Raw genomic sequence first — 12,304 nt, 5'->3', positions numbered from 1 at the left:
CCAATCACTCACGAGGTTCTAGCGTTTCCCGTCGGTCCTGCGGGGCAGGTCCCACGGGTTGTTCTCCTGCAACGGTTCCGGCAGCAGCGCGTCGGGGAAGCCCTGCCAGGCGATCGGTCGCAGGAAGCGTTCGATCGCGGCGGTGCCGACCGAGGTACTGGTCGGCGCGGTGGTCGCCGGGTAGGGACCACCGTGTTCCTGTGCCCAGGTGACCGTCACCCCGGTCGGCCAGTCGTTCCACAGCAGGCGGCCGGCGACCCTGGTCAGCGACGGGAGGACCGGGTGGATCCAGTCCACATCGGACTCTTCGCCCTGGATGGTCGCGGTGAGCCCCGGTTCCATCACCCCGAGCAGGCTGATCAGTTCCGCTTGATCGGCATAGGTGACGATCAGCGACGCCGGGCCGAAGCACTCCTCGCGGACGGTGTCGGCGTCGGACAGGAAGGCCTTGGCGGTCGTGGCGAGCAGCGTCGCGCCGTGCGAGATCCCTTCCGCGCCACCGGACTCGGACAGCACCTCGACACCATCGACCTCACGCAGCTTCGCCAGCCCGTCGGCGAAACCGGCCGCGATACGTTCGTTGAGCATCGGCTGCGCCGGGATCGCCGAGACGGCTTCGCGCAGCACGTCGTCGAGACCGTGTCCCTCTGGCAGGAACAGCAGCCCCGGCTTCGTGCAGAACTGCCCGGCACCGAGGCTGAACGAGCCCGCGTAGCCCTTGGCGATCGCCTCGCCGCGCGCCTCGATCGCCGCCTGGGTGACGACGACGGGGTTCACGCTGCCGAGTTCGCCGTAGAACGGGATCGGCGACGGCCGTGAGGTCGCGATGTCGAACAGCGCACGCCCACCCGGGACCGATCCGGTGAACGACGCCGCCTGGATCCGCGGATCCTTCAACGCCGTGACGCCGTTCTGCTGGCCGTGGATGACGGCGAAGATCCCTTCCGGCGCACCGGACTCGACCAGCGCGTCACGCAGGATCTCGCCGGTGCGCGCGGACAGCTCCGGGTGGCCGGAATGCGCCTTGAGCACGACCGGGCAGCCGGCGGCCAGCGCCGACGCGGTGTCACCGCCCGCGACACTGAACGCGAACGGGAAGTTGCTGGCGGCGAACACCAGCACCGGACCGATCGGGGTGAGCAACCGGCGGATGTCCGGCCGCGGCCCCATCGGCCAGGCGGCGTCCGCGTGGTCGACGGTGGCGCCGAGGAACGAGCCGTCGGCCAGCACCTCGCCGAACAGGCGCAGCTGGAACGTCGTTCGCTTCAGCTCTCCCTGCAGGCGCGGTGAAGCCGGGAGATGCGTCTCCCGGTTGGCCAGCGCGATCAGTTCGTCGGCGGCCGCGTCGAGGGCGTCCGCAGCCGCGTTCAGCCATCCGGCGCGCTGGGCTGGGGTCGCGGCCGCCGCCGTGCCTGCCGCATCGGCGGCGGCCGCGAGGATCTGGTCGAGCGTGGCGGGATCCGTTGCCTGGCTCATGATTTCTTGCTTCTCCTAGAGTTCGTGTGCGGCGCTGACGGCGGCGATGAGATCCGCCCAGCGCCCCGGGCCGGCGAGGCCGAGGTGGTACAGGTGCAGTTCGGTGGCGCCCGCCTTGCCGAGTTCGCGGGTGTAGGCCTCGATGTCCGGCACCGGGCTCGCCGCCACCGCGGTGATGTAGCTGCCGACGGCGACCTTGTCCGGCAGTTTCGCCCGTGCCGTCGCGACCGCGCCCACGCTGGGGCGACCGGGTGCCCAGTTCTGCAGCACCACCGCGTCGACGTCGTCCGGGACCGACGGTGTCAGCCCCGGAAGCGCGCCCGTGACCCACGGGTCCATCGCGCCGTGCAGCACGATCCGGGGCCCGGACGGGATCTTCGCGAGCACCTCGCGCCGGAGCGCGTCGGTCGCCTTCTGCCGCGTGTCGAGCAGGACCTGCCGCAGCGTGGGCAGGATCTTGTCCTCGGTGGCACGAAGGTCGCCGCTGTCGATCAGCCGCCGGACCTCGGCCCGCAGCTTGCCCAGCGCCTTCGCCGGGTCCTGACCGGCCGCGGCCCAGGTGTCGAGACAGTCGTCGCAGCAGCAGACCGACAGCAGCCGTGCCACCGCGGGCGACCAGACCCCGTCGGTCTTCTCGTGCTGGTGCTGGTGCACGGCGCCGAGTGGACCGCACGCCTCGAGGACCACCGTGGCGAAATCGAGCCCGGCGAGGCTCTCCGCGACCACGTTCGCGGCGTACTCGCGGACGGCGGGCTGACCGGGGCACAGCGCCCACGGGTACCGCTCGCCGAAGCAGTTGCGCACGGTGAAATCCGGGAACTCCGTCCCCAGCTGCGAGTTGTGGGTCAGCACTATCCACGCCGCGGCCGGGACACCCGCCTCGTTCAGCGTCCGGACGGCGTCGCCCGCGCTGTCGCGGCTTTCGACCCAGTCCGGTTCGGCGGGCCTCAGCTCACCCCAGGCCTCCTCACGCACCGGCCGGTACAGTGCCGCGTGGCGCGCGACGACCGAGGTGCGCTCGGGTGCCCAGGGCGTCGCCGCGCGGGCGCTGTGGTACGACACGGCGACGGCGACCTCGTCGACGCCCAGTTCCCGTACGCGCTCGACGAACCCGGGATCGTCGACGACGTCCCAGGGGTAGGCGTATCCGGTGACCTTCACCCTGTCACCACCGTGCCGTGTTCGGCTCGAAGTTTCCGACGAACTTCCGCATATAGGTCACGTCATCCCGTTTGGTCTGTCCACTTCGGACATAGTCTTCATGGGCCCGCGCCAGCGCGTCGGGGTCGAGTTCGACCCCGAGCCCGGGCTTGTCGGGCACCGCGACCGCACCGTCGGCGAACTCCAGCGCACCCGGGGCGATGACGTCGGCCGTCTTCCACGGCCAGTGGGTGTCGCAGGCGTAGGTCAGGTGCGGCGTCGCCGCGGCCACGTGCACCATAGCGGCCAGACTGATCCCGAGATGACTGTTCGAGTGCATGGAAAGCCCCACGTCGAAGCATTCCGCCGTGGTGGACAGCGCCTGGGTGTCCCGCAGACCACCCCAGTAATGATGGTCCGAAAGTATTACGCCGACCGCTCGCTGCCGGAACGCGGGCTCGATGTCCGCGAAGCGCACGACGCACATGTTCGTGGCCAGTGGCATGTTCGCCTTCTCGGCGACGCGCGCCATGCCCTCGATGCCCGGCGTCGGGTCTTCGAGGTACTCCAGGACGCCGTCGAGTTCTTCGGCGACCCGGATGCCCGTTTCGACGGTCCACGCCGCGTTCGGGTCGATGCGCAGCGGATGCTCCGGGAACGCCTCGGCGAGCGCGCGGATCCCGGCCATCTCCTGATCGGGGTCGAACGCGCCGCCCTTGAGCTTGATGGACCCGAACCCGTACTCCTCCACCATCCGGCGCGCCTCGCCGACGAGCGCCTCCGGCGTGGTCACCTCGCCCCACGAGTCCTCCTCGGCGCCGAGGTGGGCGCCGAACTTGTAGAACAGGTAGGCGGAGAAGTCGACGGCGTCGCGGGCCTTGCCGCCGAGCAGATCCACCACCGGCCTGCCGAGGTAGTGCCCCTGCGCGTCGAGCGCGGCAACCTCGAACAGCGAGTACACGCTGGCGACCGTCTTGCTGACGGAGAAGCCACCGGTGAGCCCGTGCGCGTCGGCGAAGACGACCTCGCCCAGCGTCGTGGCGACCTTCCGGCGGAGGCCGGGGAGGTCGAACACGTCCTGTCCCTTGAGTTCCGGCAGCACCTTGCGGACCTGTTCGAGGAACGCGAGGTCACCGTAGGACTCGCCGAGGCCGACCACGCCGTCTTCGCAGATCAGCTGGACGACGCCGCGCAACGCGAAGGGTTCGTGCACACCCATGGCGTTGAGCAGCGGCGGGTCGGCGAAGGCGACCGGGGTCAGGACGACGTCGAGAACCTTCATCTTCAGGCACCGGCCTCGACGGACTTGAGGACGGCGAACCCGTCGTCGACGATCTTCTCCAGCCGGGCGATCTGGTCCGCGGTCGGCTCGACCAGCGGCGGCCGGACGGAGCCGACCTTGTCCCCGCGCAGCCGTGCGGCGGCCTTGACCAGCGACACGGCGAAGCCCTGCCCCTCGTCCCGCAGCGCCACCAGCGGAAGATAGAACCCGGCGAGCAGCGCCTCCATGACCGCGTCGTCGTTCTCCGCGAGCGCGCGGTGGAAACGGGCCGCGATCTCGGGGGCGAAGCAGTGCACGGCCGAGGAGTACCGCGCCACGCCGACCGCGGAGTAGGCGCGCGCGGAGACCTCCGCCGTGGGGAGACCGTTGAAGAACAGGAAATCCCGGGCACGGTCGGTGTCGACCGAGCGGATCGTGGTGATGATCCGGCTCATGAGTTCGACGTCGCCGAAGCCGTCCTTGATGCCGACCACCGACGGGATGCCGAGGAGGTCGACAGCCGAGCCGGGGGTGAACACACCGGTGGAACGGTGGTACACGATCACCGGGATCGAGGACTCCCCGACGGCGTACCGGACGTGGTCGACCAGCCCGGCAGGCGGACCGGTGACCAGGTAGGGCGGCAGGAGGAGGACGCCGTCCGCGCCGCCCGCCTCCGCCGCCGCGATCCCGGCACGGGCCGTCGCCGCACCGCCGCCCGCCCCGACCCACACCGGCACACGCCCGGCCACGACCTCGCGAGCCTTACGCAGGATCGCCGCGTGCTCGTCCGGGGACAGCGAGCTGAATTCGCCCGTACCGCAGGCGACGAACAGCGCGCCGGCTCCGGCGGCCACGTGGCTCTCGACGGTTTCCGCGAACGCGTCGAGGTTGAGTTCCAGCCCCTCGGTGAAGGGGGTCAAAGGGAACGCCAGTAGGCCGTCGAGCTCGACTCGTGTTGATGAGTTCTCGGCGGGAAAACGTGCCTCGAACTTGGGCTGTGCCATGGATTTCTCTTTCGTTCTTTGTGGATGGTCCCGGGTTCGGGCCCGGTCAGGCGGGCACGGTGGTGCCGTCCTGCGACTTGCGGGGTAGGACGTCGTCGTCGCGGTCGATCGTGTCGATGATCTCGTCGGTGGAGGCCTTGCGCTCGGGCATGAGGTACCCGAGCCCGATGAACAGCGCCAGTGAGACCAGGATCGGCGTCGACACGGTGACCGCGAGGGTGGCGTTGTAGCCGTAGTAGGCGATCGCGTAGGCGATGAGACCGCCCGCCCACGAGATCAGGGCCGCGCGGGAGCCGGAGCGGCGGAACGCGGGGAGCATGCCGAGCAGCAGCGGCACCGAGATCGGGCCCATCAGGGCGGCGACCCAGAGCACCACGATACCGAGCACACCGCCGAGTTTCTCGGCCTGCGTGGCCACCGCCATGGTCAGCACGACGAAGACCACCGTCGAGATCCGCGCGGCGAGCAACCCCTGGGATTCGGTGAAGTCGCGGGCCTTCTTCCACAGCACCGGCATCATGTCGCGAGTGATGACCGCGGAGATCGCGTTCGCGTCGGAGGACACCATCGCCATCGTGTGCGAGAAGATCCCGGCCAGCACCAGCCCGACCAGCCCCGGCGGGAGGAACGTCGTGGTCATGATCGCGTAGGCGTTGTTGGGGTTGTCGATGTCCGGGATCAGCAGCGGGGCGGCGAACATCGGGAACATCATCACCAGCGGCCACACCAGGTACAGGATCGAGGAGAGCCGGGCACTCCGGCGGGCTTCGAAGGTGTTCGGCGCGGCCATGTAGCGCTGCGCCAGGTTCCACATACCGCCGTTGTACTCCAGCGTCTTCACCAGCACGTAGACGAGCAACACGACGGTGGTGAACTTCGACGTCGTCGGGTTCAGGTGGGCGGGCGGGAGGTCGCCCCACACGGTCCACAGTCCGGAGACACCGCCGAGCTTGTCCAGTACGACCCACAGCATCACGATCGCCGCGATGGCCTGGATGACGAACTGCCCGAAGTCGGTGAGCGCGTCGGCCCAGAGACCGCCGACGGTGCAGTAGATCAGCGTGATCGAGCCGGTGATGACGATGCCCCAGGTGTAGGGCACGCCCGCGAAGACGTTGAGGATCGTCGCGACCGCGAACCACTTGGCCGCGATGTCGAAGATCTTCAGGAGGCTGCCGCTCCAGGCCAGCGCCTGCTGCGTGGGCACGTTGAAGCGTTTCGCCAGGTACTCGAGCGGCGAGGCGACCCCTAGCTTCGAGCGCAGGCGGTTCCAGCGAGAGGCGAACAGCCAGCTGCCGATACCGACGCCGATACCGATGCTGGCCATGCCCCAGAAGTAGACGGTGATGCCGTCCGTGTAGGCGACGCCCGCATACGCGACGAAGAGGACGGCGCTGTAGCCGGACATGTGGTGGGAAATACCGGCCAGCCACCACGGCATCTTGCCGCCGGCCGTGAAGAAGTCACTGACGGTGTTGACCCGGCTGTGCGACCACAAGCCGATCACCACCATCAGTACGAAATACGCGGACACCATGATCCAGTCCAGCAAATGCACCGCTGACTCCTTTCCGCGTTCACGAAGGCCCAGCCCGACCTGTTCACATCCATGAACGGAGTCTGTTATAGTGATTATGTTCATCCATAAGAACGCTGTTCGGGACGCTAATATGGCCGGAGTCACAAGTCAACGGCCGGATGGAGGAGCGCGGATGCCACAGCAGGAAGCCGCTGTCACCGTGGCGAACGGCGCGGCCGCCGCGCCCGAACCCGCCGGGGTCAAATCGGCCCGGCGGGCGATCGATCTCATCGAGACCTTCGCCGCGAACGACGTCTGGCTTTCACTGTCGGATCTCCACGCGCGCACCGGTTTCCCCAGGTCGAGCCTGCACGGGCTGCTCCGCACCCTGCTCGAAGCAGGGTGGCTGGAAGTGGACACCAACACCGCCCGCTACCGCCTCGGCGTCCGCGCGCTGATCTGCGGAACGGCGTACCTGGACCGCGACCCGGTCGTCCCGTACGCGACCGAGGCACTGGAGCGGATCCGAGAGAAGACCGGCTTCACCGCACACTTCGCGCGGCGCGAGGGCACTGATGTCGTCTATCTGGAGACGCGCGAGTCCCGACACTCGACGCATCTCGTCTCCCGTGTCGGCCGCACGCTGCCCACCCACGCGACCGCGCTGGGGAAGGCGTTGCTGGCCGAACTGACGCACGACGAGATCGACGCGCTCCTGACCGGGGAGCTGTCGGCGCTGACCCCGAACACCATCACCACGGCCGAAGCGCTGCACGCCGAATGCGCGAAGACCCGCGAACGCGGCTATGCGGCGGAAATCGAGGAAGGCAGCCTCGGCGTCCGATGCGTCGCGGCCGTGATCCCGTACCGCATCCCCGGCACCGACGCGATCAGTTGCTCCATGCCGGTCACCGAAGTCACCGACGCCGACGCACAGCGTGTCGGCGAACTCCTCGCCGAAATCACCGCGGAACTCGGCCAGCAACTGCGCCGCGCCGGCATCCGCTGACCGACCCGTACTTCTTCCACTGACAAGGGGCACCCATGGCAGACCAGCGCGTCCTGATCACCGGCTCGGCGGGCATCGTCGGCACCCTGATGCGGTCGCGGCTGCGCCGTTCCGGGCGGATCCTGCGGCTGCTCGACCTGGCTCCGCAGCCCGAAGCCGAGGCGGGCGAGAGCGTAGAACTGATCATCGCCTCGGTCACCGACCCGGAGGCGATGGCGAAGGCGTGCGAAGGCGTCGACGCGTTGATCCACCTCGGCGGGCACAGCCGCGAGAACTCCTGGGAAGCCACGCTCGACGTCAACATCAACGGCACCCACACCGTTCTCGAAGCCGCGCGCGCGGCCGGTGTGCCACGCGTGATCCTTGCTTCCAGCAACCACTCCGTCGGCTTCCGCCGCAACGACGAGGCAGACGAAGACGGTCTTCCCGCCGACTCCACGCCCCGGCCCGACACCTATTACGGCGTCAGCAAAGCGACCATCGAAGCGCTCGGCAGCCTGTACCACTCGCGGTTCGGCATGGACGTGATCGTCATCCGGATCGGCTCGTGTTTCGAAAGCCCGCTCGTCCTCGGCCCGCGCGGCCTGACCACCTGGCTCTCCCCCGACGACGGCGCCCGGCTGTTCGAGGCCTGCCTGAGCTACCCCTCCCCGGGCTACCGGCTGATCTGGGGCGTCTCGGACAACACTCGCCGGGTCTACTCCCTCGCCGAAGCCGAAGCGCTGGGCTACAAATCGCTCGACAACGCGGAGACCTACGCGGATCAGCTGGCGGACAAGCCCGCTCCGACCGGGGTGGCTGCGGAGTACATCGGCGGGCCGTTCTGCACCGCGCCGCTGGGGGCACACAACCCGCTCTGAGGGCGTCGGTTGACATGCGCGGCGGCGGGCGGGAATGATCCACGCGCACAACTGAAAACCGAAGTCAGCGCCATGGTGGCAGGTGGGTGCGCTGGTGTGTCCGCGCGCGTCGCGGACACGACCAACACACCCAGGAGGTCAAGTGTCCCACCATCATCCTGACTTCGACGTGGTCGTGGTCGGCGCCGGTATGGCCGGTCTCGTCTGCGCCCACCGGCTCCGTGAGCGCGGAGTCGAAGTCCTTCTCCTCGAAGCCCGCCCTCAAGTCGGTGGCCGTACGGCCGGCGCCGAGGTCGACGGCGAGATCGTCGACCTCGGCGGCCAATTCGTCGGACCGGGCCAGGACCGGATCCACGCGCTGGCCGCGGAGTTCGGTGTGGCCACCATCCCGACGTACACGGCCGGCGAGAACCTGCTTCAGACGGAGAGCGGGCGGTTACGCCGTTTTCGCGGCATGGTCCCGAAACTCGGCCCGTTGACACTCCTCGATGTCGCGCGAACCCAGTATCGCCTCGACAGGCTCGCCCGCACCATCGACACCGAAGCACCGTGGCGTAGCCCGAACGCGACCGCGCTCGACGGGCAGACTTTGCGATCCTGGATCGACCGCACGGCAAGGACCCGGGGCGGTCGCCTATTCCTCACCCTTGCCTGCCAAGCCATCTGGGCCTGTGAACCAAGTGAACTGTCGCTGCTGCACGCACTCTTCCACGTTAAGTCCGGCGGCGGCCTGTCTGCGTTGACCGACGTCGAAGGCGGCGCGCAGCAAGACCGGTTGGCAGGCGGGGCCTACGGTCTGGCCATCGAGATCGCCGACCGGCTGGGCACCGCGGTGCGGCTCGACGCACCGGTCCGGCGGATCGAACACGGCGATTCCGGTGTCGTGGTCACCGTCGACGACGGCACGACCTGGCGGGCGGGCCACGTGGTGGTCGCGGTTCCTCCCCCGCTCGCGGCACGGCTGGTCTACCACCCGCCGCTGCCGTCCGCACGCGACAACCTGCTGCAGCGACTGCCCATGGGCGGCGTGATCAAATGCGTCGCCACCTATCCGGAACCGTTCTGGCGGTCGGCGGGCCTCACCGGCGCCGCCCTCAGCCTGCGCGGCCCGATCGCTCTGACCGTCGACAGCAGCCCGCCGTCCGGCCGGCGCGGCGTACTGCTCGGCTTCGTCAACGGTGCTTCCGCCCAAGACCTCGCCACCCGCTCTTCTGCCGACCGCCGCGCGATCCTCCTCAGCCAACTGGCGCACCTGTTCGGTCCACGGGCCGCGACGCCGGTGGACTTCGTCGAACGAAACTGGAACGAGGAACCGTTCGCCCGGGGTGGCTACTCCGCGGTGTTCCCGCCGGGTGCCTGGACGCGACTCGGCTCCGCACTGCGCGCTCCTGTCGGCCGGATCCATTGGGCGGGAACAGAAATCTCGGCGCGCTGGTACGGCTACATCGACGGCGCGGTCCGATCGGGCGAAGCCGCGGCGGACGCGATCGTCCGGGCCGTCCAGTGTCAGGGGACGGCTGGAACGGACTTGCAGGCGGGAGGGACGCAGGTGCCGAACCAAGTGGAGAACCAGTAGAACGTCCAAAGGACGAACGGCCCGGCGAACAGCAGCACGACGGAGACCAGCGCGTAGAACGCGATGACCGAAACGGCCTGGAGGCCGAACTCGAGGGCCTCGGTGCCCGATGGGGATTTCCTGGTCATGAGGACGATGCCGCCCATCAGCACGACAAGGCCGACGAAGATCCAGGCCAGTACGGGTGCGAGGACGACGGATATCCAGGCCAGGACGTTGAACCACGCACTGAAGTCGCCGGGTTCGCCGACGCTGAACCCACGTAACCCCGCACCGCAACCGGCCAGCAGGCCGAACACCGCGGCGGCGATCGCCGACAGGATCAGGGCGGACCAGCGCAGGTGAATCCAGTCGGTGTCGGGCGTGAGTGGTGTCTGAGCCATGGGACACCTCGCAATAGATACTCCGTATCAGAGTATGTCTATACTCTGATACGGAGTATCCGGCAAGGTGGGAGAGGCCGATTTGACCGGGCGGACGAAGAAACTCACCACGGTGTCCTACGGCGTCCTGGGCCTGCTCGGACTGCGCCCGCACACGCCCTACGAACTGGCGCAGCAGTTCAAACGCAGCGGCACGTTCTGGGCCTCGGCCGAAAGCGTGGTCTACAACGAGCCCAAGGCGCTGGTGGCCCACGGCCTGGCCACGGCGGCCGCCGAGACCAACGGCGGGCGGCGCCGCACCCGCTATTCGATCACCCGAGCCGGGCGCCGGGAACTGCGCCGCTGGCTGTCCGACGCCGCCGCCGAGCCGCAGTTCCAGTTCGACGCGATGATGAAGGTCCTGTTCTCCGATCTCGGCGACAAGGACGACCTGCTCGGCGCCATCGAAGCGACCCGTGCCTGGGCCGATCGAACCCAGGCCGGCGCGGCCATGATCACGCACGACTACGCGACCGGCGACGAGCCCTACCCCGACCGGGCGCATATCGTCGGCCTGACCCAGGCGTACCGCGTGGGGTTGGCACAGATGACCCGGCAGTGGGCGGACTGGGCCGAAGAGCAGGTCCGGGACTGGCCCGATACCCACAGCGGCCCCACGCCCGCCGAACTGCTGACCCGGCTGGGCGAAGGCCGAACACCCTGGTAGCGCGGCACTACCGCCTTGAGCCTGCCTGGCGGATCCTGAAGTCCGTGAAGGCCTCCTTGGGGGCACTGCATTTGCTTACCCATTACTCGGGGCTCGCGCTCTGAGATCCCCCGGTCGTCGTGTGGCCTTAGGCGTGACACGCGTGATGGGAAGCGGAACTCACGGCGGAGCCGGGCACGGGCGAGATCCGCGTTTAAACACGCGAGTTCCGCGTTCAATCACGCGAGATCGGTGTCCAGTCACGCGCGACGTCCATCGACCTGGTGGTGGCATCACCTCACGACCCACCCACCAGCCCGCAGGTCAGACGTAGGCACACGAATGAAGGCCTCCTTGAGGGACCAGAGTCCCTCAAGGAGGCCTTCACGGACCTTAACGGCAACCGCGTTCAGCCCACCGCGATCGACTGGAACGTCACCGGGATCCGCGGCGGCCCCGTTCCGTCACCAGGCCCCTTCGCGTCGTCCACCCCGGCGCGCGCGACCTTGTCCAGCGTCTGCAGACCGGGGTCCGAGATGCTCCCGAACACCGTGTAATCCGGCGGCAGTTCCGCCTCGCCGTAGACCATGAAGAACTGGCTGCCGCCCGAGTTCGGCGTCTGCCTCTTGGCCATCGCGAGGATGCCCCGGCCGTACCTGACCTCGGGGAAGGCCTCGTCCGGGACGTTGTAGCCCGGTCCGCCCATCCCGGAGGCTTCCGGGTCACCGCACTGGAGCATCTGCAAGCCGGAGGTGCCGAGCCGGTGGCACGAGGTGCCGTCGTAAAAACCCTGCTGTGCCAGCGAAAGGAAGCTCGCCACGGTGCACGGCGCGAGCCCGCGGTCGAGCGTCAGCCCGATGTCGCCCGCGGTCGTTTTGACCGTGACGGCCATCGTGCCGGTCGCGGGGGTCGGACCGGCCGCGGGCGGGTTCGCCTTCTTCGGCACCGAACCAGTGGAATCCGCCGGGTAGGCACAGTTCGCCGGATCCGCCAGCGGCGTCGTGCGTTTCGGCAGATCCATGCGGCCTGCCGGGATCCGCACCGGGCTGTCCGTCGTCGTGTCCTGCGCGCTCGACGTCGGAGCCGAAGACGGCGCCGCGACCGCGGTCTCGCTCTTCGAGTCCGAGAGGAAGAAGCCCGGCGCCACGAATCCGGTGATCGCCACGACGGCGACCACCACCACGAGTCCCAGCACCCCCAGCCCGACCCAGAGCGCCGTCTTGTTCGACGAGGGCGGCGGCTGCTGCGGAGGCCCGTACCAACCCTGTTGCTGCGGATAGGGCTGCTGATACTGCGGCTGGGGGTACTGCTGCCCCTGCGGAGCCCCGGGGTCGGGCTTCTGGCCTTCGGGCTCGCCCGGCTGCGGTGGCTGGGACATCTGTGCTCCT

Annotated in this window: 11 protein-coding genes; 4 read left to right on the top strand and 7 right to left on the bottom strand. The window is 68.8% G+C overall.

Features of this window, described 5'->3' with window-relative positions; all coding sequences use genetic code 11:
* Positions 1-18 precede the first annotated feature (18 nt).
* Genes DL991_RS22510 through DL991_RS22490 form a run of 5 tightly spaced genes read right to left on the bottom strand, consistent with a single transcriptional unit; the run spans position 19 to position 6,442 of the window.
* Positions 19-1,476: an aldehyde dehydrogenase (NADP(+)) gene (locus DL991_RS22510; RefSeq protein ID WP_125786328.1), complete on the bottom strand. Its 1,458-nt coding sequence runs from the start codon at positions 1,474-1,476 to the stop codon at positions 19-21.
* A gap of 15 nt (positions 1,477-1,491) precedes the next feature.
* On the bottom strand, positions 1,492-2,637 hold the full coding sequence (locus tag DL991_RS22505) for a hypothetical protein (RefSeq protein ID WP_125786327.1): 1,146 nt from the start codon (positions 2,635-2,637) through the stop codon (positions 1,492-1,494).
* A gap of 4 nt (positions 2,638-2,641) precedes the next feature.
* Positions 2,642-3,898: a glucarate dehydratase family protein gene (locus tag DL991_RS22500; protein ID WP_125786326.1), complete on the bottom strand. Its 1,257-nt coding sequence runs from the start codon at positions 3,896-3,898 to the stop codon at positions 2,642-2,644.
* 2 nt (positions 3,899-3,900) lie between these two features.
* Entirely contained in the window at positions 3,901-4,884 is a 984-nt protein-coding gene (locus DL991_RS22495) for a 5-dehydro-4-deoxyglucarate dehydratase (protein ID WP_125786325.1), read from the bottom strand.
* 46 nt (positions 4,885-4,930) lie between these two features.
* Positions 4,931-6,442 (bottom strand): sodium:solute symporter family protein, encoded by a 1,512-nt coding sequence (locus DL991_RS22490; protein ID WP_125786324.1) that lies wholly within the window; start codon positions 6,440-6,442, stop codon positions 4,931-4,933.
* Positions 6,443-6,596: 154 nt separating this feature from the next.
* Here DL991_RS22490 and DL991_RS22485 point away from each other — a divergent pair, with 154 nt between their 5' ends.
* The 3 genes from DL991_RS22485 to DL991_RS22475 all read left to right on the top strand — a co-directional run bounded on the left by DL991_RS22485 (position 6,597) and on the right by DL991_RS22475 (position 9,848).
* Complete coding sequence (locus DL991_RS22485) at positions 6,597-7,412, top strand: IclR family transcriptional regulator (protein WP_125786323.1); 816 nt, start codon at positions 6,597-6,599, stop codon at positions 7,410-7,412.
* 35 nt (positions 7,413-7,447) lie between these two features.
* Positions 7,448-8,272 carry an NAD(P)-dependent oxidoreductase gene (locus DL991_RS22480; RefSeq protein ID WP_125786322.1) on the top strand — a complete coding sequence of 275 codons (825 nt, stop codon included), beginning with the start codon at positions 7,448-7,450 and terminating at the stop codon, positions 8,270-8,272.
* Positions 8,273-8,414: 142 nt separating this feature from the next.
* On the top strand, positions 8,415-9,848 hold the full coding sequence (locus tag DL991_RS22475; protein WP_199754031.1) for a flavin monoamine oxidase family protein: 1,434 nt from the start codon (positions 8,415-8,417) through the stop codon (positions 9,846-9,848).
* Here the strand turns inward: DL991_RS22475 and DL991_RS22470 are convergent.
* Positions 9,779-10,231, bottom strand: coding sequence for a hypothetical protein (locus tag DL991_RS22470; RefSeq protein ID WP_125786321.1), 453 nt, complete (start codon positions 10,229-10,231; stop codon positions 9,779-9,781). The two genes, DL991_RS22475 and DL991_RS22470, sit on opposite strands and share 70 nt — an antisense overlap.
* Positions 10,232-10,298: 67 nt before the next feature.
* Here DL991_RS22470 and DL991_RS22465 point away from each other — a divergent pair, with 67 nt between their 5' ends.
* Positions 10,299-10,937: a PadR family transcriptional regulator gene (locus DL991_RS22465; RefSeq protein WP_125786320.1), complete on the top strand. Its 639-nt coding sequence runs from the start codon at positions 10,299-10,301 to the stop codon at positions 10,935-10,937.
* A 388-nt stretch (positions 10,938-11,325) separates the two neighbouring features.
* On the opposite strand, the gene DL991_RS22460 is transcribed toward DL991_RS22465, so the two are convergent.
* Positions 11,326-12,294: a peptidylprolyl isomerase gene (locus DL991_RS22460; protein ID WP_125786319.1), complete on the bottom strand. Its 969-nt coding sequence runs from the start codon at positions 12,292-12,294 to the stop codon at positions 11,326-11,328.
* Positions 12,295-12,304: the final 10 nt, after the last annotated feature.

The sequence above is a fragment of the Amycolatopsis sp. WAC 01375 genome (assembly GCF_003947325.1).
In the GTDB taxonomy this organism is placed as follows: domain Bacteria; phylum Actinomycetota; class Actinomycetes; order Mycobacteriales; family Pseudonocardiaceae; genus Amycolatopsis.
The sequence above is the reverse complement of the archived record's forward strand: the minus strand, read 5'-3'. Positions and strand labels throughout refer to the sequence as shown.

Excerpts from the sequence above, each read along its gene's own strand:
- DL991_RS22485 (WP_125786323.1), top strand. The coding sequence starts at position 6,597 with ATGCCACAGCAGGAAGCCGCTGTCACCGTGGCGAACGGCGCGGCCGCC.
- DL991_RS22460 (WP_125786319.1), bottom strand. The coding sequence starts at position 12,294 with ATGTCCCAGCCACCGCAGCCGGGCGAGCCCGAAGGCCAGAAGCCCGAC.
- DL991_RS22480 (WP_125786322.1), top strand. The coding sequence starts at position 7,448 with ATGGCAGACCAGCGCGTCCTGATCACCGGCTCGGCGGGCATCGTCGGC.
- DL991_RS22470 (WP_125786321.1), bottom strand. The coding sequence starts at position 10,231 with ATGGCTCAGACACCACTCACGCCCGACACCGACTGGATTCACCTGCGC.
- DL991_RS22495 (WP_125786325.1), bottom strand. The coding sequence starts at position 4,884 with ATGGCACAGCCCAAGTTCGAGGCACGTTTTCCCGCCGAGAACTCATCA.
- DL991_RS22510 (WP_125786328.1), bottom strand. The coding sequence starts at position 1,476 with ATGAGCCAGGCAACGGATCCCGCCACGCTCGACCAGATCCTCGCGGCC.
- DL991_RS22500 (WP_125786326.1), bottom strand. The coding sequence starts at position 3,898 with ATGAAGGTTCTCGACGTCGTCCTGACCCCGGTCGCCTTCGCCGACCCG.